The organism is Ruegeria sp. ABF4_144, assembly GCF_056160045.1.
In genome coordinates, this window is sequence record NZ_JBSWWK010000002.1 from 91,697 (window position 1) to 114,580 (window position 22,884).

The 22,884-nt window shown below is 54.2% G+C and carries 17 protein-coding genes; 13 read left to right on the forward strand and 4 right to left on the reverse strand.

Translation table 11 applies throughout. From position 1 onward, the window contains the following. Positions 1-222: 222 nt before the first annotated feature. Together ACXAGD_RS18815 and ACXAGD_RS18820 are read right to left on the reverse strand one after the other, a co-directional pair. Positions 223-2,979 carry a DUF4082 domain-containing protein gene (locus ACXAGD_RS18815; protein ID WP_475212847.1) on the reverse strand — a complete coding sequence of 919 codons (2,757 nt, stop codon included), beginning with the start codon at positions 2,977-2,979 and terminating at the stop codon, positions 223-225. 748 nt (positions 2,980-3,727) lie between these two features. Next, positions 3,728-4,519: a WecB/TagA/CpsF family glycosyltransferase gene (locus ACXAGD_RS18820; protein ID WP_475212849.1), complete on the reverse strand. Its 792-nt coding sequence runs from the start codon at positions 4,517-4,519 to the stop codon at positions 3,728-3,730. 557 nt (positions 4,520-5,076) lie between these two features. Between ACXAGD_RS18820 and ACXAGD_RS18825 the strand changes: the two genes are divergently transcribed. Genes ACXAGD_RS18825 through ACXAGD_RS18845 form a run of 5 tightly spaced genes read left to right on the forward strand, consistent with a single transcriptional unit; the run spans position 5,077 to position 9,905 of the window. Next, positions 5,077-5,598, forward strand: coding sequence for an acyltransferase (locus ACXAGD_RS18825; RefSeq protein ID WP_475212851.1), 522 nt, complete (start codon positions 5,077-5,079; stop codon positions 5,596-5,598). Beyond that, entirely contained in the window at positions 5,598-6,617 is a 1,020-nt protein-coding gene (locus ACXAGD_RS18830) for a Gfo/Idh/MocA family protein (RefSeq protein ID WP_475212853.1), read from the forward strand. The genes ACXAGD_RS18825 and ACXAGD_RS18830 overlap by 1 nt, the downstream gene beginning before the upstream one ends. Beyond that, positions 6,614-7,735, forward strand: a complete 1,122-nt coding sequence (locus ACXAGD_RS18835) for a DegT/DnrJ/EryC1/StrS family aminotransferase (RefSeq protein WP_475212856.1) — start codon at positions 6,614-6,616, stop codon at positions 7,733-7,735. Before ACXAGD_RS18830 ends, ACXAGD_RS18835 begins: the two co-directional genes overlap by 4 nt. Beyond that, complete coding sequence (locus tag ACXAGD_RS18840) at positions 7,732-8,733, forward strand: NAD-dependent epimerase/dehydratase family protein (RefSeq protein WP_475212858.1); 1,002 nt, start codon at positions 7,732-7,734, stop codon at positions 8,731-8,733. Before ACXAGD_RS18835 ends, ACXAGD_RS18840 begins: the two co-directional genes overlap by 4 nt. Continuing rightward, entirely contained in the window at positions 8,730-9,905 is a 1,176-nt protein-coding gene (locus tag ACXAGD_RS18845) for a DegT/DnrJ/EryC1/StrS family aminotransferase (protein WP_475212860.1), read from the forward strand. Before ACXAGD_RS18840 ends, ACXAGD_RS18845 begins: the two co-directional genes overlap by 4 nt. An 11-nt stretch (positions 9,906-9,916) precedes the next feature. On the opposite strand, the gene ACXAGD_RS18850 is transcribed toward ACXAGD_RS18845, so the two are convergent. Continuing rightward, complete coding sequence (locus ACXAGD_RS18850) at positions 9,917-10,546, reverse strand: acetyltransferase (protein ID WP_475212862.1); 630 nt, start codon at positions 10,544-10,546, stop codon at positions 9,917-9,919. 380 nt (positions 10,547-10,926) lie between these two features. Here ACXAGD_RS18850 and ACXAGD_RS18855 point away from each other — a divergent pair, with 380 nt between their 5' ends. The 6 genes from ACXAGD_RS18855 to ACXAGD_RS18880 all read left to right on the forward strand — a co-directional run bounded on the left by ACXAGD_RS18855 (position 10,927) and on the right by ACXAGD_RS18880 (position 19,049). After that, the gene (locus ACXAGD_RS18855) at positions 10,927-12,666 is read left to right on the forward strand and encodes a type I secretion system permease/ATPase (RefSeq protein WP_475212864.1); all 1,740 of its coding nucleotides are present in this window, start codon (positions 10,927-10,929) and stop codon (positions 12,664-12,666) included. A gap of 38 nt (positions 12,667-12,704) precedes the next feature. Continuing rightward, complete coding sequence (locus ACXAGD_RS18860) at positions 12,705-13,973, forward strand: HlyD family type I secretion periplasmic adaptor subunit (RefSeq protein ID WP_475213484.1); 1,269 nt, start codon at positions 12,705-12,707, stop codon at positions 13,971-13,973. A gap of 311 nt (positions 13,974-14,284) precedes the next feature. Then, positions 14,285-16,018, forward strand: coding sequence for a type I secretion system permease/ATPase (locus ACXAGD_RS18865; RefSeq protein WP_475212866.1), 1,734 nt, complete (start codon positions 14,285-14,287; stop codon positions 16,016-16,018). Positions 16,019-16,023: 5 nt separating this feature from the next. Continuing rightward, complete coding sequence (locus tag ACXAGD_RS18870; protein WP_475212868.1) at positions 16,024-17,325, forward strand: HlyD family type I secretion periplasmic adaptor subunit; 1,302 nt, start codon at positions 16,024-16,026, stop codon at positions 17,323-17,325. Positions 17,326-17,491: 166 nt separating this feature from the next. Beyond that, positions 17,492-17,830: a hypothetical protein gene (locus ACXAGD_RS18875; protein WP_475212870.1), complete on the forward strand. Its 339-nt coding sequence runs from the start codon at positions 17,492-17,494 to the stop codon at positions 17,828-17,830. Between the two features lie 310 nt (positions 17,831-18,140). Further along, positions 18,141-19,049 carry a DMT family transporter gene (locus ACXAGD_RS18880; protein ID WP_475212872.1) on the forward strand — a complete coding sequence of 303 codons (909 nt, stop codon included), beginning with the start codon at positions 18,141-18,143 and terminating at the stop codon, positions 19,047-19,049. Here the strand turns inward: ACXAGD_RS18880 and ACXAGD_RS18885 are convergent. After that, a complete protein-coding gene (locus ACXAGD_RS18885; protein WP_475212874.1) occupies positions 19,046-20,842 on the reverse strand; it encodes a cobalamin-dependent protein in 1,797 nt (598 codons plus the stop codon). The two genes, ACXAGD_RS18880 and ACXAGD_RS18885, sit on opposite strands and share 4 nt — an antisense overlap. A gap of 422 nt (positions 20,843-21,264) precedes the next feature. Here ACXAGD_RS18885 and ACXAGD_RS18890 point away from each other — a divergent pair, with 422 nt between their 5' ends. Then, positions 21,265-21,801, forward strand: coding sequence for a hypothetical protein (locus tag ACXAGD_RS18890; protein WP_475212876.1), 537 nt, complete (start codon positions 21,265-21,267; stop codon positions 21,799-21,801). A 397-nt stretch (positions 21,802-22,198) separates the two neighbouring features. Beyond that, positions 22,199-22,354, forward strand: a complete 156-nt coding sequence (locus ACXAGD_RS18895) for a hypothetical protein (protein ID WP_475212878.1) — start codon at positions 22,199-22,201, stop codon at positions 22,352-22,354. Positions 22,355-22,884: the final 530 nt, after the last annotated feature.

The following is a 22,884-nucleotide window of genomic DNA, read 5'->3' on the forward strand; positions in this document are numbered from 1 at the left end:
TCGAGCTTCATCTGAGCCGGAAAATTTTGTTTCTGGAAGGCGTACAAAGCAATGCGTACAGCCATCCGCCGTTTGATGGTGCATTCTTTCCAAAAGGTGTTGCAATTGCGGGCAGTAGTCGAGTCGCTTGCGTCCTGTCCGGGATGTGCGGCGGTAAAAAAATGGCCGGCGGATTGTATCCGCCGGCCAATTGGTGCGTTTTAGTCAGGTGACCAATGCGAGCTACGCGATTAGGTTGTCCTGCTCAAAGGCCTGACCCAGGATCAGGCCATCTTCAAGGCCGACATAACCGACCTCTTCCCGAATATGCCATGTTTCCGCGTCACGAGACGTTTCTTCGGCAATGCAAAGAGACAGCAGATCATCGTCGATATCACAGATTTCGACTGTCGCGGCGTTGTTGCCGTTAAAGGTCTGCATGTCAGTCAGCATGACAAGGTTGGCCAGCCCGGCCACATCAAAGAATGACTCTGTGTGGTCCACAGACGTGCCTGTGCTCTGGGCCAGCACGTTGTCGTCACCCTGCTCGATGGCGATCCAGTCGACCGAGTCGCGACGCAGGTTGTTGCCCTGGTTTGCTTCTTCCTGCTCGACGCGCAGGGTAAAGCCGTCATTGCTCACACCGGAAATCCGGTCGTTGACTGCTTCTTCGTTTCGGTCGCCGGTGGCCTGAGCCAGCACGATCGGACCGTTATCGAAGATGCCGTCTTCGAACTCGACATTTTTGGCGCGTTCGTCAGCCCTGACAGAGCCAGCAGAGATTGTCCGACCATCAGCCAGCGTATGGGTGCCGCTTTCGACAGCCATCCAGCTGAGCGTCTCCAGACCGCGAACACCGTCCTGATAATCCCATTCATCGATCTGGAACTCGAAGCCTTCGTCGGTGACATTGCGGACGCGGACTGTGTAGGGTTCGCCGTCGTTGTTTGTCATGCCACTCATAATCACGGCCGGATCATCCAGAGCTTCGCTGAAGCGGACAGTATGCCACTGATCGGCGCTATCCTGGCCCACAGTTACAGTCCCGGTCTCACCAATCTTGTCAGAACCTTGCTCGATCGGAGTGGTGTTACCTCCGTCCGGATTGCCATCCGCAACATCGGTGCCATCATTCTCTTCGGGAAGAGTGACAATGGGGTCGTCCTGGACAGGTGTTTCGTCTTCGACAGGTGTTTCCACGACCGGAGGTACATCTACGACAGGTGTGTCATCCACCGGCTGCGACTGTTCGCCTTCGTTGAACACAACGTCGACCCAATAGTTCGTCGCGTTGTAGCTTTGGTCCGGGAAGTTGCTGTTGCCACCATAGGAATAGACACCAGCGCTTTGATCCAGCGAGATCGGTCCGGCATCCATGGCGCCATTGAAATAGCCAGAAGTTGCGGTGTAAGTGCCGGAGGGCGAGTAGTACGAAGCCACATAGGTTTCGCCCGCTTCGACCTGAACCGGAGTATCGAATGAGATCTCCTGCCAGCCTTCACCAGACATGTTGCCTACAGCCTGCGACGCGATCAGTTTGCCGTCGGCGCTCCACAGATTGATGGTCTCAGCGTCGGATCCCGGGCCGGTGTAAATCCGGATCGAGTTGATGCTGCCGTCAACATCGGCCTGAAACTGCAGGCCAACCTCAAGCCCAGCATTATCCGAATAGGAACGCGCATCACGAGAGTCAGTTTCTTCAAAGAAGCTGCGCTCTTTCTCTGCATCGCCCGAGCCGCCATTATCGTTGGTTGGGGGAACGTCAACCACCGGATCTTCACCCGCGTCCGAGTCATCGTTGGACGGCGGCGGGGTGTTGTCATCCACAACAGGCGGAGTGTCGTCCGACCCGTTATCAACCGGGGGTGGGGTTACTACACCGGTGTCACTGTCGCCCTGATACCCCTTGCCTGCGGCAACGGAACCGTTCTGCAGCGAGAAATCCGACGGGGCGTTCACGAACTCAGGGTCTACACCCAGAATGTTGCCATTCGAGGCCGACGGCATGTTGTTATTGCCATCGGTGCGAACTGACGCTTGTCCATCCGTACCATTGTACGACACGTTGCCTTCCCAAACGACGTTTTGGTTCACATAACCGCCGTAGGAGTTGTTGTCATAAGCGGTGTTGTTAGGTTCAATGTTGGGATCAGCAACAGCGATGTTGTTGGTGAAAGTGTTGTTCGATGACTGAGCGTTGGAGATTTCACCGCGCCACGTGCCTGTGTTCTGAAGATCCCGGTTATTGTGATATGCGGTGTTGCCGGTGACTGTTACATAGTCGCTCCAGGTCACCTGAATGCCCTTGCCGCCGTTGTCGTAAACAAGGTTGTTTTCTACCAAAGTGGGGTAGGTGTAGTTGGGATAGCCAGAGGTTTGAGTGCTTTGGAAATCATCGATGATGATGCCGTTCCCATCCGTGTGAGCACCGTTCTCAGTCACATTGTCATAGGACACGTTGTCCCGAATGATGGTGCGATACCCTTCGGTCGTCGTGTCACCGGTGATGTTCCGGTTCTGGTAAACCGAAATGCCCGAGAACCAGTTGGAAGAGGCGTTGCCGTAAGTCGTATTACCTTCGACCAGATAGAACTCACCCCGAACGAGCGAGATACCTGACGCACCGTTGTCATGAGAGATGTTGTTGGTAATTGAGATATGGTGCGAATTGGTTGCTTCGATACCGTGGGACAGCGAGCCTGTGATCTCGAAGCCGTCGATTGTGATGTAGCTGCCTTCGATCGTGAAGCCGTTGGAGCCATTTTGGGGCGGTTGAATTATCGCGCCGCCGGGGACTTCCGAACGAATAGTGATGTCACCAGCCGGCGACCCATCCACGCCGACATAGACAGACTCGTTGTATACACCCGGCTTGACGACAATCTCGTCGCCAGGCTGCAGGTTTGCTTCGTACAGAGCTTGATTGATTGAGCTGTAAGGTGAGTTTGCACTACCGTTTCCACCGCCGCTTGCGTCAGCCGATACGTAATAAACTGCCATCTTAGTTTCGCCTATTGTTGTGAGTGTAACCCCCTGTGAAAGAGAGCATGTACAATCAGATAGCAGCGTCCAATATAGGCAACAATTTGGCGGAAAACCGCTTCCCACCGTTTCCGGCAAGGGCTCGCCGACGGTGGCACACCCCGCCGAACTCGCAGTGTGGTCGTATTCTGAAAAATAGTTAATTGAACAATCAATTAGAGCATTTTGCCTGCCGTCGGCAAAAACTTGCGTGGGTATCAATAGGCTAAGCAGAATTGTGGCGATTCCCGCGCGAAAAACCGCACAAAATGGCGAAAACACGGATTTGCTCGAAAAAAGTAAAGAAAAAATAGAACTGATCAACGGCTGCTCGGGACAGTTTTTGCACGCGCGATTCGCTGACAGGCACCAATACCCCGGCTAATATGTATATACTTAGCGAGGTATTTAGACGCCATTCGGCACCAGGTTTTGCACATCAATTCGATATCACCATCGCCAGTAGAGGCGTAGTGATAGATATCCGGAGCGACGCAAGCGATAAGCCGACGTACTGCCGATGCTTTGAACTGTCCCCTCCTCTGTGTGTTCGCTTAAAGCCAGAAGAATAGCGGAAAGCAGAACCTCACCATATACGTCCATTCAGGGAAGTGTATATCGGAATGCTACTCCGTTTGGGTAAACTCGGCACTGGATCTAACGCAATTGTCGGGACAACGTGCATTGTAAATGGGAGAAAAATTGAACAGCTCAGTCAGACGTAAATTCAGCTAAAGTTTCGCAAGCCCAAACGCTGAAGAGCGACCAAATAGAGGTATCGGGGCACTACCCGAAAATACCGGCGCCACAACCGCCGCGGTTCAGTCCCCAGGCGAAACAACCATTCCAGCCCGGCGTTCTGCATCCATGAAGGGGCTTGTGGCATATTCCCTGCGTGGAAGTCGAAAGCGGCCCCAACACCGATCAAAACCGGTGCGTTCAAGCTGCCCTGCATTTCTGCCATCCAAAGTTCCTGCTTCGGGGCGCCTAGCCCGACCCAAACGATATCCGGCGCAGAGCCGTTAATCATTTTTGCCACTGATTGCGCCTCGGTTTTGGCGAGAGGGCGGAACGGCGGTGAATATGACCCAACGATTTTCGCATCGGGCGCAGTTTTTAAAAGACCGCGTTCGAGCTTTTTCAAAGTTTCTGGCGTTGCGCCATACAAATAGTGCCGCAACCCCTTACTTTGCCCTTGCGCGAACAATTCCAACATCAAATCAGGTCCATAGACCCGTCCGGCAGTCTTGTGACCCTCGCGCCGCAACGCCCAAACCAAAGGCATGCCGTCTGGGGTCGCTAGAAAAGCACCGTTATAAACTCGTCTGAGTTCATTGTCCGATTGGCTGTCCACAAGGCCATGCGCCCCGCACACGCAGACATAACCCTTGTCACCATGATCAATGGCCTCAAGAATTCTACTGACTGCGGATTGCAGGTTGAGGGACGATACATTTACGCCAAGCAGATTAATGCTCTGAACGGGCGAAAAATCAGATTGCCCGGAGCTGTTCAGCACTTGGCCCTGAATTTGGGCAGACGACACCATTTTAAACTCGCAACACATTACTCCACTAAAGCTTACAAGTTTGGACGCGTCAGATCACTTGGGCCAAAAGGCTAATGTCAGGCTGTGAGATACCCCAAAAAGAACACTGCCTTATCATGTTTCGGTTTTGCCAGATGTCTCTAAGTGATTGATTTATTGGATCGTAATAACTCCGATTGAAACAATTGCGGCTAACTCGCTTTTTTGTGTCGGTGAGTCGCGGCGTTGTGGAGCCAAAAGATATGTCTGCGCGCCGATGCGTAGACCAAAATTTTTGTATTAGCGGATTCAGGTTCAGAAAAGCACAGAGCTTCTATTCGATCTGCCGTAAACAGGTACTTCTTTTGGTGAGTACACTATTCGAAAGGTGAGGCGTACTGTTGCGTTCGAACGATCTTTCTTGTCGGATTGGCGCATTCCTCATCCGCGCACCGCCTCCTACACTCTCGGGCAGTTAGTGTTTTTTGTTTAGCCCTGTTCAGCGGTTCATTTTGGAACTGCGGGTAACGAGTTTTGGAGGGGTGAAAGTGCCTATTTTTGAGTGTGACATCGGTATCGATGTGCGTATTTTTCAGCCGGACCTGGTCAATATATACGGCTGCGAAATCGGGTCCGAGTGCCGTATTGGACCCTTTGTTGAAATCCAGAGCGGCTGCACCATCGGTAAACGCTGCAAGATTTCGTCTCATAGTTTCTTGTGCGAAGGCGTGGTGTTGGACGACGGGGTCTTTGTCGGCCACGGGGTTATGTTCACCAATGATCGTTTCCCATCCAGCGTTAATTCCGACGGTTCGCTGAAAGGCGCAGGTGACTGGGTCTGTGAAGGCGTTCATGTCGGCAAAGGCGCGTCTCTTGGATCAAACTCAACGATTTTGGCAGGGATTAAGATCGGTGCCGGTGCATTGATCGGTGCCGGAGCGGTCGTGACGCGCGACGTACCGGACTACGCCATCGTTGCTGGCGTGCCCGCCCGGGTTATTGGCGATGTCCGCGATCCCGGCGCGGATGTGGATGACATTTCCGACCATCAAGGTGTTGTGAGGCTGTAATGATTAAAGTTGGTATTGCCGGTTACGGCTATTGGGGTCCGAATTTGGCCCGCACAGTGTCTGAGTGTAGTGACACGAAAGTGGAAATGATCGCGGACATGTCCCAGGCGGCATTAGAGCGTGCCTCGAAACGGCACCCCTCCGCGCGTTTGACCACGGACATTCTAGAAATGATCCGCGACCCGAATATCGACGCGGTGATGATCGCAACGCCGGTCAACACGCATTATCCGCTTGCGCTTGCCGCACTACAGGCTGGCAAGCATACCTTTGTTGAAAAGCCGATGGCCGACGAAGTCGCCCATGCCAAACATCTGGTGGATGAGGCGCAGGCACGGGGCTTGACCCTGATGGTCGACCACACCTTTATCTATACCGGCGCCATTCAGACGATCGCAAAACTGATCGAAGACGATGAGCTTGGCGATATCTACTATTACGATTCCACGCGGGTGAACCTTGGATTGTTTCAGCGCGACGTGAACGTAATTTGGGATCTGGCGGTGCATGACTTTGCCATCATGGATCATCTCTTTCGCAATCGTCCTTCGGCCATTTCTGCCAGTGCGGCAGGCTTTCTGGACGAAAGCCCCGAGAACATGGCGCACCTGACCGTTCATTATGAATGTGGTGCGATGGCCCATCTCAATGTGAACTGGCTGGCTCCGGTAAAGATACGTCAGACGCTGATTGGGGGTAGCCGAAAGATGGTCATCTATGACGATCTGCAGCCCAGCGAAAAGGTGAAAATCTACGACAGAGGGGCTGCACCGGCTCCGGATAGCTATGATCATTTGGTGTCATATCGTCTGGGCGATATGTACGCCCCGGCCCTGTCCATGAAAGAGGCATTGCTGACCGAAGTTGAAGAATTCGCCAAATGCATCAACACAAGCGCGGTGCCGATCACCGACGGTATCAACGGCTTGCGGGTGGTTGAAATGCTGGCGGCGGCCTCCCGGTCAGTGCAACTGCGCGGTCATCCGGTGAGCCTCGAAAACTTGAAGGTTGCGTCATGATTCCGTTTCTCGACCTTAAACGTCAATACACAGCCATTGCCGGAGAACTTGAAGCAGCAGCGATTTCAACATTGCGGAGTTGCGGCTACGTGCTGGGTGAACCCGTGGCGCAGTTCGAGGCGCAATTCGCCGAATATTGCGGTACCCAACATGCCGTAGCGGTAAATTCCGGAACCTCGGCCTTGCATCTTGCACTGCTCGCTGCAGGGGTTGGTCCGGGAGACGAAGTTATCACAGTGCCCAGCACCTTTGTTGCGACTGTTTCGGCGATTGTGAATGCCGGTGCCCGGCCGGTACTGGTGGATGTCGACCCTGCGACATTGAATATGGATCCCTTAAAGATCGCAGCAGCCGTGACCTCAAGGACCAAGGCGATCATGCCAGTTCACTTGCATGGGCGGCTTGCTGATATGGAGGCCATTCTGGAAGTGGCCGACGCCCACGGCCTTCGGGTCATTGAGGACGCGGCGCAGGCACATGGTGCGCAGCGCGGCAAACGAGCCGGGGCGTTTGGTGATCTTGGGTGCTTTAGCTTCTATCCGGGAAAAAACCTGGGTGCGGCAGGCGAAGGTGGTGCCGTTGTGACAGATGATCCCGATTTAGCGCAAGCCGTCCGTCAGCTTCGCGATTGGGGGCAGAGCGAACGTTATCTGCACGCTGTCAAAGGCTTCAATTTTCGCATGGATGCGATTCAGGGCGCAGTGCTGAATGTGAAACTGCCCCATCTGGACAAATGGAACGCCGGTCGTCGGCGGGTCGCCAATGCCTATGACGCCGGTTTGGCACCGTCATTGCTGCGCGCGCCGGGGCCGTTTGGCGAAGATCATGTCTGTCATGTCTATGCGATCTGCCCAACTGACCGAGAATGGTTCCGCGAAGGGCTGCAGGCGGCTGGTGTTGCCACCAATAGCCACTATCCGTGGCCGGTGCATTTGCAGCCTGCCCATTCAGACCTTGGGTATGAGGTAGGCAGTTTTCCGGTAGCCGAAGCATATGCAAGCCGCACATTGTCGCTGCCTATGTTCCCGGAACTGACTGAACAGGAAATCGCTCATGTTATTTCAGCGGTCAACGCACTTGCTGAATGTCAGGAGCCAAGAAAGGAATATGCACTTTGACCCTTTCAAACTCTCTTGAAGGAAAACGCGTTCTGATTACCGGTGGCAGCGGGTTTGTCGGATCGCATATTGCCGATCTTCTGGTTGAAGAAGGATGCCAGGAGATTACCGTCATCGACAACATGGTGCGCGGACGCCCGGAAAACCTATCTATGGCGATGAAGGGTGCACAAGTTCGTCTGGTCGAAGGGGATATCCGCAATCAGGAGCTGATGGCTGAATTGGTGGCGGGCTCAGATGTTGTATTCCATCAGGCAGCGCTGCGAATTACACATTGCGCCGCTGAACCGGATGAAGCGATGTCTGTGATGGTTCAAGCCACATATGACCTGTTGCAATTGTGCGTCCAGCACAAGGTTTCCAAGGTTGTTATGGCGTCATCCGCCTCGATTTACGGCCTGGCACCGCATTTCCCCACGCCGGAATCCGATCCGCCCTATGACAACCGGACGCTATACGGCGCAGCCAAAAGCTTTGGTGAGGGTTTGTTGCGTTCATTCAATGACATGTACGGTTTGGACTACACCGCACTGCGCTACTTCAATGTTTACGGGCCGCGTATGGATATCCATGGAAAATACACCGAAGTGATGGTGCGTTGGATGGAACGCATCGCTGCAGGTGAGCCTCCGATCGTGTTTGGCGACGGTTTGCAAACTATGGACATGGTACATGTACGCGATGTTGCGCGTTCAAACATTCTGGCTGCAAAAGCTTCGGCATCGGATGCTGTGTTCAATATCGGCAGCGGGACCGAAACTACCTTGCTGCGTCTGGCGGAACTTCTGGCCGAAGAAATGGGCCGGCCTGATTTGGTGCCGGTACACGAGGCTGAACGCTCGGTGAACCCCGTGCCGCGCCGTCTTGCGTCCTGCGAGGCCGCAGCGGAACAGCTTGGCTTTCACACGACCATTGAACCCCGAGAAGGTCTTTGCGAGTTGATCGACTGGTGGCGGAACATGAAACTGCAAGACTCGGTGACGGAGGCAGCGGAATGATCCCTATCGCCAAACCCCTTTTGGGCGAGGCCGAAGCCGAAGCCGCGCAAGCTGCCGTTCTGTCGGGGTGGGTTTCGCAGGGGCCTCAGGTTGCGCAGTTTGAAACAGATTTTGCGGAAATGACCGGTGCGGTACATGCCTGTGCCGTGTCAAACTGCACTACGGCTCTTCATCTGGCGCTGCTTGCCGTTGGGATCGGGCCGGGCGATGAGGTTATCACAGTCAGCCACAGCTTTATCGCGGGGGCCAATGCTATTCGCCAATGTGGCGCTGTTCCGGTTTTCGTCGATATCGAAGTCGACGGTTACAATATCGACCCCGAGAAAATTGCCGAGGCGATAACATCTCGGACCCGTGCAATTCTGTGTGTGCATCAAATTGGTATGCCCTGCGATATGTCGGCGATCCTCGATATTGCGAAATCATCCGGTCTGCCGGTGATCGAGGATGCGGCATGCGGTATTGGGGCCGAGATGCGCGTCGGGAATGTCTGGCACAAGATCGGTCGCCCATTTGGCGATATTGTTTGTTTTTCATTCCATCCACGCAAGGTTTTGACAACCGGTGAAGGCGGGATGTTGACGACCAACAACCCCGAGTATGATAAGAATTTCAGGCTTTGGCGGCAACACGGCATGTCTGTCTCGGACGCGGCGCGCCATGGCAGCCCGCAGGTTATATTCGAGGACTATCCGGTTCGGGGCTACAACTACCGAATGACTGATATTCAGGCGGCCATTGGGATTCAGCAACTGAAGCGGCTACCTGACGTGATGCAGCGCCGCCGAGCCTTGGCGCAACGCTATCACACAGCGTTGCAGGACATAGATGGCGTTACCCCTCCGATTGAGCCGGAATGGGCCCGGTCAAATTGGCAAAGCTATTGCGTGCGCCTTGATGATGAGCTGAATCAGCGTGATGTTATGCAATTTATGCTGGATCGTGGCGTGGCGACCCGGCGTGGCATCATGAATATGCATCAGGAAATGGCACAGTCCGATGTCGCATTACCTTATGCCTTACCCCGATCAGAGGCGGCGCGTGACCAGAGCGTTCTGCTGCCGTTGTTTGTCCAGATGACCGAAGCGGAACAGGATACAGTTCTTGCGGTCCTGCAGAAGGCGATTCACTACGCCCGGGGCACCAGTCAAAGCGATCTTTTGGCCGGATAAGTTGATACATTTCAGGTCTTTAAGGGGCGTGCAGGGTTTCCGCCTACGACGCTGCCTGCGGGGACGTCACGGATGACCACCGAACCCATTCCAACCAATGCCCCATCTCCGATGGACACGCCGTTTCGTACGCAGGTTCCGCTGCCGATATAGCAGCTTTCGCCAACGGTTACGTCTCCGGCAAGTATCGTTCCTGCTCCGATCAGGGAGTATGGCCCAATGATCACATCGTGATGAATGACAGACTGCGGCAACACCAAAACATGGTCACCGACATGCGCATTCGAGGTCACCGTAACCTGATGGAACAAAACTGTTCCTCCACCAATGGAAGCGAAGCGCGATACCTGTGCGGATGGATGTGCAACTGTCGCAAATCTCGTTTTCGAGAGACCAAACCTGCCGATGATCTCTGCTCGTTTGCGAAAGCTGGCTGGTGATCCGATTAAGCAGATAAATGATGCCTCCGGGAATTGCGCGGCCGCGCTCGTAGGCAAAACGGGAACGCTTTCGAAGGCTGAGCCCGCAAGAGACGGATCGTCGTCAAGGATGGCCGGTATCGAATAGGAGTTTTCAAGAGCTTCGAAAATCTCTCGCAGGTTACCGCTCAACCCGATGGGGACGATGGCGCTTGCGGTCATAAGTTCACCTTTCACAAGCCTTTTGGCGTATCTGTAGGCTTCAAAACTCTAAGTCAGTTCCCTGTGATGTTCCAGCGGGCGGAAGGAAGGCATCTGCAAAGAAGATAACGCTCTTATCAGGATACACTACAAAATCAGGGCGCAGGTCATTTTTCCGTGTGATAGCAGGTAATTACAAGTTGCATTGCCGGTGGTTGATGTAGCAAGCTAATTAACCAATTTCTGCGATTAAGGCCTAAATATCAAAGAAAGCGGCCGAGATTAGGCTGTTGGTGACTCAGCGCCCCTTAACTGATAGGGTTTATTAGTGTTTTTTAATTAGTTGAGTTGGTCATCGCTATGGCGGTCTCTCAGAATACTTCCTGCAAACGGAGGTGCGGATGCTGAATTCCGACCGCTCATCCGGTTTACAAGAATTAAATGTTGTTCGTAGCGAAAGCCGAGGGTTGCTTTGGTGTGTTGGGTTGTTCAGCACATTTGTGAACCTTTTGATGCTGACCGGCCCGCTTTTCATGCTTCAGATTTATGATCGCGTCCTGGGCAGCCGGTCAGAAGAAACTCTGGCCGCCTTGGTTTTGTTGATGTCGTTCCTGTTTCTTATGATGGGCACTTTGGATTGGGCGCGGGGGCGCGTTTTGGCCCGGTTGGGTGCCAGATTTCAAGCCAGACTGGATAAACGGGTTTTCGATGCAATCCTCCGAAAGGCGGTGCGGGAAAACAATACGCATCAAACCGAAAACCAGTTGAAAGATCTGGAGGCCGTTCAGCGCTTCTTTTCCTCGCCGGTCTATTCTGCATTGTTTGATATTCCATGGACCCCCATCTTTCTGTTGGGCATTGCGATTTTCCATCCCTGGCTGGGTATTTTGGCTGTCGCAGGCGGGATTGTGTTAGTGGTGGTCACGATCCTGAATCAGACTACCACACGGGCGGCCCAAGCTAGGGCGGGTATGGCTGGCTATGCGGCGGACCGCATGGCCGATCAACTCGTGTCCGAGGCTGAGATGGTGCGAAGCCTGGGTATGCAAGGCAATTTCTTTAACCGATGGCATCGGGCGCGGGTTGTCGCGTTGGAGGAAACGCTGCACGCCAACGATATGGGCGGTTCATTTTCGACCGCTTCAAAGACATTCCGATTGTTTTTGCAGTCTGCGATGCTGGGCCTTGGTGCATATTTGGTTTTGTTAGGGCAGATGTCGCCGGGCGCCATGATCGCAGCATCAATCCTGATGGGTCGCGCGCTTGCCCCGGTCGATCTGGTGATCGGCCAATGGGCTTTGGTGCAGCGCGCCAGACGAGGGTGGGAAAACTTGGCCGCACTGCTATCCGAGATTTCTGTTAACCCGCCAAGAACCACGTTGCCGCGCCCGAAAGCCCGGGTTGAGGTTCAGCATCTGACAGTGGTTCCACCGGGGGCGGCCCAAGCGTCGCTTCGGATTGTGAATTTTGAAATCGAACCCGGTCAGGCCGTTGGCGTGATCGGTCCTTCCGGTTCTGGCAAATCCACGTTGGCGCGTGCATTGACCGGAGTTTGGTCGCCAACAAGCGGCCGTATACGGTTGGATGGCGCTATTCTTGATCAATACACCCCGGAGGATTTGGCAGCTTATATCGGATATCTGCCGCAACGCGTGCAGCTATTCGACGGGACAATTGCCGAAAATATCGCCCGGCTCAGTGCAGCGCCAGATTCGAAAGAGGTCGTGAAAGCCGCCAAAAAAGCAGCTGCCCATCACATGATTTTGCAGTTGCCCGATGGCTATGACACTCAGGTCAGCATGGCGGGCGGGCGACTTTCGGGCGGGCAGATTCAGCGTATCGGCCTGGCTCGGGCGATGTATGGGGATCCTGTGTTGTTGGTCCTCGACGAGCCGAACTCCAGTCTTGATCACGAGGGCTCGACCGCACTGAACCTTGCGGTGCGCTATATGAAGTCAGAGGGCAGGTCCCTGCTGATCATGGCGCACAGGCCAGCCGCGATTTCAGAATGTGACATGCTGATGGTTCTGGAAGACGGCGCCCGCAAGGCCTGGGGCCCTCGCGAAGAGGTGCTGGCGGAAACTGTGCAGAACTACCAGACAATAAAAAGAGCCGCCGCTAGGCCGATCGGTATCACATGAACGGTCCCGCGCGCTCCCGCTTCTCGGTCTCAAGGCCGATGATAATTGGCTTTGGGGCCTTAGCTCTTCTTATCTGTGGATTTGGCGCCTGGGCTGTGATGGCCAGTATATCAAGCGCTGTTGTGGCCTCGGGGCAGATCGTCGTGGATAGAAATCGGCAGGTGATCCAGCATCCGGATGGCGGCGTGGTGCACGAAATTCTTGTCAAAGAGGGCGACCATGTGACTGCCGGGGACTTGGTGATCCGTCTCGACCCCAGCCTCTTGCGATCTGAGCTTGCGATCGTCGAAGGCCGGTTGGTCGAACTGCTGGCACGGCGCGGGCGGTTAGAGGCTGAACGGGATGAGGCAAAGGACATAACCTTTGCGCCCGAATTGCTTGTAATGGCCGAAGCGGATCAGGAAATCGACCATCAACTCGCGGGTCAAAAGCGCCTTTTTGAGGCCCGAAATACATCGGTTGAACAAGAAATCGAACAATTGCGGAAAAGACGGGATCAACTGCACAATCAAGTTGATGGCATTGAAGCGCAGCTATCCGCGCTTGAGCAGCAAAACGATCTGATCCTGGAAGAGTTAAAAAGCCAAAAATCACTGTTCGACAAAGGTCTGGCGCAAGCTTCGCGCATTCTTGGCCTGCGGCGCGAGGAAGCCAGAATGGCGGGCGAATTGGGCAACCTAATTGCGCGAAAGTCTGAAGCACTGGAACGTGTTGCCGAGCTAGAGATCGAAGAACTAAAGCTGAAAACCCGCCGCCTCGAAGACGCAATAACCGAGCTGCGGGACCTGCAATACAATGAGCTGGAACTGAAAGAGCAGCGCAGATCATTGCTGGAGCGTCTCAACAGACTGGACTTGCGCGCGCCTGTCAGCGGTCTGATTTACGATCTGCGCGTGTTCGGAAAGGACGCCGTCATTCGCGCGGCCGATCCGGTGCTTTATGTCGTGCCGCAAGATCGACCTCTGGTGATCGAAGCAGAGATTCAGTCAATAGACATCGACCAGGTCTACGAAAATCAACCTGTGGTGCTGAAGTTCGGTGCTTTTGACAGCCGAACCACGCCCGAACTCGACGGTTTGGTCAAAGGGATTTCCGCTGACGCGTTCGTGGATGATCAAACAGGCGCACCCTATTACCGTATCGAAATTCACCTGCCAGAAGGTGAACTGAACAAGCTGCCTGAAGACGTGGCCCTGTTGCCGGGAATGCCGGTTGATTCTTTTATTCGAACCGGCGAGCAGTCGCCTTTGGCCTATTTGGCGCGCCCTCTGGCGAGTTATTTCAATAAAGCTTTGCGTGAAAACTGAATTCCGGTCGGTTGGGAATTAACCCTTTCCGGGCATTGAAAATTTGCTTTTGGGTGCGTGAAACTCGCGTGAATACTGGGCGGAAACTTGCTGCAACTTGAAGTCGAAACTCTGCAAAAACCCGCCGAGTTCCAGCCGTAGAATTGAGGTGATCTTTCTATTTCGAAAGGCGCGTTTATTTTCCGGCTCATCGATGTGGGGATTTTCTGTGAAAGTTGCGTACGCGCGCTGTTCCGATGGATCGGGCAGGCCGAAGACGTTTTCTTTTGCTCAGGCTGAAAAAACTCTCAGGCAATTCGGGCAGTGATGCGATGAAATCAAGTAACGAGATTCTGACGCCTTATGGGCGTGCAGTTGGTGCTTTGCGCGGGTCTTTTATGCGGGCTGGTGTTTTCAGCGCGCTTATCAACATTCTGATGCTTACCGGCCCACTTTACATGCTGCAGATTTATGATCGGGTTCTGTCCAGCGGATCAGTCCCGACCTTGCTTGGCTTGTTCCTGATTGTCGTCGTGCTTTACGCCTTCATGGGGGTGTACGAGTTTATCCGGTCCCGGATTTTGTCGCGTGCGGCTTTCCGCTTTGACAATGCGACCGGTGAATTGGCCTTCCGTCAGGTTCTGGAAAACGGAGGCAACCGCAGTAAGAGTGCAAGCAGCTTGCGCGATCTTGAAATCGTTCGTGGTTTCCTGGCTAGCCCCGCGATCCGCGGCCTGTTCGACGTGCCGTGGATTCCGATTTTTCTGGTTGCCGTCTTCATCATACATCCGTGGCTCGGCTATCTGACACTGGCCGGTGCGGCAGTGGTTGTGATGTTGGCTCTTATCAATCAGTGGGTCAGTAAAAAGCCTATGTCAGAGGCCATGCAATTGGACGGTGCCGAGCGTGCTTTTGTCAGCCAAAGTCTCCGCAGTACCGAAGCGATCAAGGCCCTTGGCATGCGCGCAGCAGTGACCAAACGGTGGCGCGCAGCCCACGAAGTGGCGGTCAGTCAGTCTCAGGTCGGGGGCGATCGTTCGGATGTAATCTCGTCAAGTTCCCGGGTTTTTCGCATGTTGCTGCAGTCGATGCTGCTGACAGGTGGCGCCTATCTGGCGCTTCAGCAACAGATATCGGCAGGCATGATCGTGGGGGCGTCCATTCTGGCCGGACGGGCATTGGCGCCGATCGATCAGGTTATCGGCCAATGGCAGGGGATCGGGCGCGCCTCCGAAGCTCATAAACGTTTGAAAGAGGTGTTTGCGGAAGCACCTGCACCCAAGCCCAGAGTAGCGCTGCCCAAGCCGACGGGAGCCGTGCAATTCAAAAAAGTCACCAAGCTTGTGCCCGGTGAAAAGAAACGCGTCGGGCCTCGCATTTTGGATCAGGTTAGTTTTGAACTTGAGGCCGGCGATGTTTTGGGGGTCATTGGCAACAGTGCGGCGGGCAAATCGAGCCTTGCCAGAACAATGGTTGGCGTCTGGAGCCCGGACATTGGCGAAGTACGACTGGATGGTGCGACCCTGGATCAATGGGACCCGGATGAGTTAGGGCAGCATATTGGGTACCTGCCGCAGCATGTGGAAATGCTGCCGGGTACAATCGCTGAAAACATTGCGCGCTTTGATGATGCGGCGAAGGAAAAGGACGTTTTCGAAGCCGCTCGTTACGCTGGTGTGCACGAGATGATCCTTGGTTTCCAGGATGGATATGCAACCCGAGTGGGGTTCGAGGGCCAGCCGCTGTCAGGCGGGCAGGTTCAGAGGATTGGCCTTGCTCGCGCATTATACCGGCTGCCAAAGCTTGTTGTTCTTGATGAACCCGACGCGCATCTGGACTCGCATGGCGACGAAACCGTGACCGAGGCGATCCGTTTGCTGCGCAAAGCGGGCAGTACAGTGGTGGTCACGGCGCACCGACCAAATGTTCTTCTGCAGTCCAACAAAGTTCTGCTTATGAACAAGGGCAAAGTGGCGAAGTTCGGCCCCCGAGACGAAATTGTCAAAATGGCGATGAAATCCGTGCCGTCAGAACCTATTCCGTTTGAATCCAGAAGAGCTGGGTAATCGAAATGCTCCATAAATCAGGCATCAAAACCAAACTTACCCGGACAGAGCAGGTTGTCGCCATCGGCAGCGTTGTCGCCTTGCTGCTATTGGTTGTTCTGTTTCGGTACGTGTCCATTGGCGGTGCGGTCATCGCCTCGGGCGAGGTCGTTGTGCAGGGCAACCCTCGCCCTGTTCAGAGCCTCGAAGGCGGTATTGTCCAGGACATTAAGGTCAATAACGGTGACCTTGTGGAGGCAGGACAGGTCGTGTTGCAGCTTGATCCCAAACTGGCTGAGATCAATCGGGATATCGTGCACGGCGTCCTGACCGAGTTGACAGCGCGCGAGGCCCGGCTTGAGGCGGAACGCCTAAAACTGGATGAGATACCGCCGGTCGAAACTGAGATTGCGCTTGATCCCGAGGCCGTGCAAAGGCAACTGCAAGGTCAGCAAGAGGCCTTCAAGTCCCGACGCGCCGTATTGGAAAGCCGCAAGGCCCAGCTCAGAGAGCAGATCCAGCAGCAACAAGCGCAAATCGTTGGTATTACCGCGCAGCTTGAAGCCACTGAGAGTCAGGTTGCCCTTGTCGATCGTGAGATAAGCAACGTCAGCACTCTGTTTGATCAGGGTCTTGTACCCGAGAGCCGCCTGTTGGAATTGCAGGGCAGGCAGATCGAGCTACTGGGCCAAAACGCGGTTCATCAGTCCGACCTGACAGGTATGCGGAACGCGATTCAGGATGCAGAGCTTAAAATCACTCAGGCCGATCAGGAATTCCATGACGAGGTGGTTTCCGAGCTCCGCCAGGTTTCTGCCGATATCGACGAGAACCGTTTGGAATTCGCGCGGCTTGACGAAATCCTTAGTCGCCTCGACATCAGGGCGCCGGTTTCTGGTGTCGTACATGAACTACAGGTGTGGACGAGTGGAGGCGTTATTGCCCCGCAGGAGACACTTATGACGGTGGTTCCGGTTACCGATGGTCTGGAATTTGAGGTCCAAGTGGCACCTGAGTCCATTGATACCGTGCATTTGGGACAAACCGCCAGGCTCCGGTTCCCGGCATTCGATCAACGCTCGACACCGGAACTCTATGGCGCGGTGTCTCGCGTCTCACCGGACAGTGTCGAAGATCCGGAAACGGATCGCCGTTTCTATTGGGTAGAAGTCACGCTACCGCCTGAAGAGCTGGCCCGGTTGGGTCAGTCTGAGCTTATACCGGGTATGCCGGTCGAAGCGTTTTTGCACACTGGCGATCGTTCGGTTCTAAGCTTTCTGCTGAAGCCTCTGACAGATCAATTGGCGCATGCATTTCGGGAAAGCTGACCGCAAATCTCTTAACCCGGCGTTCGCCAAGAGGTGCAAACATGCGGCGTGACCCTCGCAAAGTGCGGCGTGTGCGGCACTTAGCAAATTCGATGTTGTGCTGGGTCGATTCAGGTGGATCGATCACACGTCGACTTCAAATCGGCTTAGATGCTGCACTTTTGACGTGTTGGCAGAAAAGACACGCCATCCGCTTAAATTGAATTTTGTCATCCAGATTACGCTTGTTTTTCATACTATGTTGCAAAACTGCGTGGTCCCGAAGGTTCCTTTGATGAAGAGCTCTCCAAAGAACACCCAGGTTGTGCCAGTAAATGTGCCTGAGGCTTTGAAGGGTCGAAGGGCAGGTGTTTTCTTCTTGTTGAACCAACTCGAACTTCGAAAAAGCCAGGCCAAGGCCGCGGCTTCCTCGGATGTTGCGCCTGCGAAGGCACAAGTTCAAACGGCCGTAGAGCCCGATCCGCAGAAACCTTTTCCACTGACGGACGAGTTTATCTTTTCGTAGTCGATTACCTGCGTTTCACGCTGGCCCATACCTATATCTTCTACCGAAATAGCGCTCGACTTGCTGGGTGCCGTTCGAGCGTTTTGCCGATCGGTGTCGCGCTTTAAACCCAGCGGCTATATGGGCGTTTGCAGATCGTGATGAGTTTTGAATCTGTGATTGCGCGCACTGTGTCGGCATGGCGCCAAATCTAACAAGTGTTTATTTGAGATCATAAAACCCCTATGGTAGCGCTATCATATATGGGTTAAGCTTCGGATCAGGCGTTTCTGCCAGGCTGAAGTGCATTGCGATTATTCCTGTATTTTTAATGAAGTTGACGATGTCCACTCAGAAAAGGTTTATCGAAGGCGTTGGGCTTAGATTGTTTGCCGCGTTTCTCATGACGGCGATGTCAGCCGCTGTACATGGTGCAGCAAAGACAGTGCCGATCGGCCAAATTATGTTCTGGAGGTCAGCCGTCGCAATCATTCCGATTTGCCTCTACATGGCCTGGCGTAGCGACTTTCCCAAGGGCTTAAGAACTCGGCGTCCGGGCCTACATATTACACGCGGGTTGTTTGGTGCGCTGTCCATGGCGATGTCTTTCATGTCACTCGCTTATCTGCCCGTTGCGAATGCTCAGGCACTTGCATACCTCGCGCCGGTACTGGTCCTTCCGATGGCGGCTTTTTTGCTGAAGGAAAAGCTGACCACAGGGGTGCTTGCTGCGGTTTCACTGGGCTTTTTTGGGGCAGTGTTGCTGTTGTGGGAGGCGTTCGAGCTGCCGGGGGAAGGTGCGCTTATTGGGGTTCTCGCCGGGCTTGGTTATGCGCTGACGATGGCGTTTGTTCGAGTGCACACCAAGAGGATGACCCTCACGGAAAGCTCGTCCTGCATCGCATTTTACTTTGCCGTTGTTTCAGCACTTGTCGGGCTAACCACGCTGCCGTTCGGTTGGGCGGAGTTGAGCTGGAGCCTGATCGGGTGGCTCGCATTGGCTGGCTTCCTTGGTGGCATTGGTCATGTCGTGTCCAACGAAGCGGTCGCCCGTGCCTCGGTCAGCCAACTTGCACCGTTTGATTTCACCGGGCTTATCTGGGCGTTGGGTTTTGATCTTGTTCTTTTTTCCACCGTTCCCGGACCGTTGGGCTATCTCGGCGTTTTCGCTATTACCAGCGCAGCCCTGCTGGTAACGCTCTCCGGACAACGTGCTAACCGCGGCAGGAGAGGGGGCTAGTGTTTATCCCAGCCCCCAGAACCGGTAAGAATGGCGCTTAACGCAGCGCAGGCCGCTTCGAGATCACTGCAAACCGACATACCCAGTTCATTGAGTTCTGCAGAAACATCGACAGGTAGACTTGTGTTACTCCCTTCGGGGATTTCGTTCAGACGCCCACCTATCAGAACCGGCAGAACTAGCCCGGCGTCACCTAGCTTGTTCATCAACGATTTCGAATATCGTAACGCCACGCCATTGTAAGTGCTGAGGGCGATAACATCGATGTGCTTCTGTTGGGCCAGAGTGACGATGCGATCCGGATCGCTCGACACCCCTCCATCTTCGACGATAAACCCCACTTTGTGAAAAACGAGGTCCAGTAGCATTTTGCCATGTTCGTGAACGTCCGTGGTTGCAGTCAGTATTCGTACGGGGGCCTTCGCGAGTTGTTGCAGTGCAATACCCGCGTCAGATGCCACAAAGGCCTCGGCTTCTTCCTCCAGTTCGCGGTGTGTTGTCGCGCCAACGATGGGCGTTCTTCGACCTGGCGCATCCCGGCGCATTGCACCGCCACCGAAAGATCGCTCTAACACCCGCCCACCCAGGCGACGTAGGGACAACAGCAGCTCAAACGGGTCGCTCGTATCAATACCACCCTCTGCCAGACCCGCCAGAACCCGACCGGCAAAGCCTTGACCTTCGCGCAATAGGGTCTCGCTTATGCGATCGATCTCATCGATGTTGATCAGAGGGACATAGCCGTCCGCCAATTCGACGAGCCTTCCCAAATGGCATTGTGCATTGCAGATTTCGTCCACATCGGGGATACGCTCGTTTTCGCTGACCGGTACCGGGTTCAACGCATGCCCTGTAGGCTGAAGGCGCTGTGCCACGATGTCAGACAGAAGATAGGCCGACAGACCGGCAAAGTTCTCGGCATGCGTCCCTTTGTACAACACCGTTGCGCCATAAATTTGGGACCCGGGTACACCGCGGCTGATTTTTGCCAATGCTCGTTGAAAGGCAATCCGCGTCAGAGGCTCGGTGAAATGATGGCCATAACAAACTGCGTAGGGCGCTCCGATCAAGTCGGTGACTATGTATTTCTCAAGTATAGCCTGACCCAGTGCCGAGGTCAGATCTTCATACACAGCTGCATATCCATCGTCCAAATTGGAATGCACCAGGACCGGAACCGATTGCGCAGCAATAAGGCCAAGAGCTTGAACCGTCGCCCGCGTCGTTTCAACGTCATCGTCATGCCCAGTCATGCGAAAGGTAAAGTACTGCCCCAAATTCCCGATCGTTGTTGCACCTGCGGCCAGTGCGGCACATGTGTTTTCTAACGCCGCAGGAAACCCCAGCATAAAGTCCCCAAAATGCATAGCAGCTGGGCTTGCGTCTGTCAGGCACGCAAAAGCCTCGGCGTCATTCAGCAGGATGCCGGTTCCGCGAGCCTGATCTGTGCGTTGGTCTCTTGGATAGCCCATGGACCAGTCCAGGCACATGCCGAACCGGTCAACCCGCACCCCCCGTTCCGAACAGCTGTCAAAGACGCGTCGGATGGCGTCAACCGAGTGTTCAAGTTCACGAAAACCAAGATGCGCATGCTGCATCACATGGCCGGATCGCATTTGGTTTTGCTTGTATTCAATCTCGTTCCGGCAACCGGTCGCGCGTTGGAACGCACTGCCTCCAACACTCCAATCGGACGCCATTTTTCTGCCAAGGCCCAACAGATCAGCACCGGTTGGCAAATCTTGCTCCGGTAGAATTTCGGTGCGGTCGGTTCTGCTGATTGGCTTGTTCATAGGGTCAAGATGATGAAATCAAGGAAAATAACAAGCTTTAGACTATTACACAGTGAACAAATGCACGCCTTCTTCAAGGCGTGTTTGCGGATCTACCAATTTGGGCATCTTAGCTGTCGTTCGAGACGGTCGCTGTACTTCGAGCTATCAAACAACCAAGACCCTTTGCTTTCACATGGCGATTTCGGGCGGGTAATAATTCGCGGGTAAATAACACTCAAATTTTTCGCTGCATTCCCCATCCTCAGTTTTGTTGCGCCTCGCTGTTGCGGATCTAAGAGGACTAAATCTTAGAGTTAGATGTCAGAGGGTTAACATGCGACCATTACCCGCGTTTTCTCTGCCTCGACTCTTGCCGTTGTTGTTGGATTTCTGGCGCAAAAGTCCCGTGCTTAGTCTGCCGCATGTAGAGCCTTGGCAACGTGCATTCTCTCAGCACGACAGATGATGGGTCTCAGTCCAATTGGCTGTCGACCACGAATATCGTTTCTGAATTTGCTCTGTCTGAAACAACCTCGGGAGCCGGCATCGACACATGGAACGATCAAGGCTTGCACGTATCCATGTCGCCATTCGTTGCCGTTGGGGCGGCTGGTACGCACTTGCTTTCCGACGTTTCCGGCGACATGGGATGCGAGGTTCAAACCACTAACCAACTTGCGCTGCCGGATCAGACCCTACCGCCCGTTCCCGGTGGCGGTGATGGTGTTGACGCGGGCAGTAACACAGGGGGTTCGAACTGCGCAGAGCAACTGACTGAAAGCGCTGTTTTCGGGTTCAATCCACTGCTCTACGGTTGCGTTTCGATTTCGGAAAGACTTGGATGCCACGCGCTCGGCCCCTTCGCAGAATCTGCGACTTCTCAATCATCACCTGGGTTCGACCGCAGGAACCAGATTATTTTGGGATATGAAATATGGCACGATGCACGTTTTCAGATCGGTCCGGCCGGCAGGTAGGAGACAGCAAAGTGCGACTCGTTCAACAATGTGATTTCCGCAAACTTCGAAAGCTATTTCATAGGACCACACGTTGGGTGGCAACCGGACGATGGCACTCTCATTAACCTGTGGTTTGGTTAGGCGTCCGGCGACTACAATGCAAATATCGGTCCATCTGAGACATCCTTCGAGTCGGATCGGTTCTTCTTTGACGCCAACGCAACGAGGCGTTTCAAAAGCGGTGTGTTCTCAATTTTCCAACGATTTGGTGTGTTTTAGGCGATGACGATATTCCGGAGCAAAGTTACAGCAATGACACAACGGCCCTCCGCGTATACGAGCGCAACCCCGAGACCATAGTTGCACGGACCTCGGTCGAATTTTTGGCACGACCCGTTTCCAAGCCGCCACGGCTTTGAATGGATACCTTTTGTCGGGGCTGGATTGGTACGGTGAGCGCCCCGGAGACGGTCTGGTTCTGACAGACGGCCCCAGCATCGAAAGTGTTGGTGATGTGGTTGGAGACGGATCGGTTGGAACCTACATCGTGACCGTAAACAGCGGCCGCTGAACGACATGGCTGAACTATGACGGTATAGGCTTGGCAGGGTATGACGGCGCGGGATTTGAACCCGCATTCAATCTCGAGTTTTGAGGCCGCTCGGGCTGGCCTTTCCGTAACCCAGCGGTGAGTTGAAACTGTCGCAAGCTGGATGCGCCAAGTTTCGTGGCCCTATTTATAGCCGGCTGTTGATGAAGTGAACTGCGGTTCAAAGGCAGAAAATTAGGGCCATGCGATCCGTCCTATTCTGAGCCAACCTACGCTGACATTCGCGTTTCCGCGACAAAACACTGGGTCGTCTAACCAGCGACAAAATAGCTTTGAAATACTTGAGAAAAAACCCGCGGTGCTTGCAATCAGGGCGACCTGTTCCTGCCTCTACCGGACTTCCGACTTATATTTACAGACTAGTTTGCCATTTGCGTGACCGACAGAAGTATAACGACAAGGGGGCCATAACTCGCTAACATCTATACCAATAGTGGCAATACCCTAGATCCACCAACCGCCGTTAGTTTTCTGAATTACGTTACCAAGCA

Bases quoted from the DNA above. Each gene is read 5' to 3' on its own strand.
- ACXAGD_RS18815 (WP_475212847.1), bottom strand. From the start codon at position 2,979: ATGGCAGTTTATTACGTATCGGCTGACGCAAGCGGCGGTGGAAACGGT.
- ACXAGD_RS18830 (WP_475212853.1), top strand. From the start codon at position 5,598: ATGATTAAAGTTGGTATTGCCGGTTACGGCTATTGGGGTCCGAATTTG.
- ACXAGD_RS18835 (WP_475212856.1), top strand. From the start codon at position 6,614: ATGATTCCGTTTCTCGACCTTAAACGTCAATACACAGCCATTGCCGGA.
- ACXAGD_RS18845 (WP_475212860.1), top strand. From the start codon at position 8,730: ATGATCCCTATCGCCAAACCCCTTTTGGGCGAGGCCGAAGCCGAAGCC.
- ACXAGD_RS18850 (WP_475212862.1), bottom strand. From the start codon at position 10,546: ATGACCGCAAGCGCCATCGTCCCCATCGGGTTGAGCGGTAACCTGCGA.
- ACXAGD_RS18855 (WP_475212864.1), top strand. From the start codon at position 10,927: ATGCTGAATTCCGACCGCTCATCCGGTTTACAAGAATTAAATGTTGTT.
- ACXAGD_RS18860 (WP_475213484.1), top strand. From the start codon at position 12,705: ATGATAATTGGCTTTGGGGCCTTAGCTCTTCTTATCTGTGGATTTGGC.
- ACXAGD_RS18865 (WP_475212866.1), top strand. From the start codon at position 14,285: ATGAAATCAAGTAACGAGATTCTGACGCCTTATGGGCGTGCAGTTGGT.
- ACXAGD_RS18870 (WP_475212868.1), top strand. From the start codon at position 16,024: ATGCTCCATAAATCAGGCATCAAAACCAAACTTACCCGGACAGAGCAG.
- ACXAGD_RS18880 (WP_475212872.1), top strand. From the start codon at position 18,141: ATGAAGTTGACGATGTCCACTCAGAAAAGGTTTATCGAAGGCGTTGGG.
- ACXAGD_RS18885 (WP_475212874.1), bottom strand. From the start codon at position 20,842: ATGAACAAGCCAATCAGCAGAACCGACCGCACCGAAATTCTACCGGAG.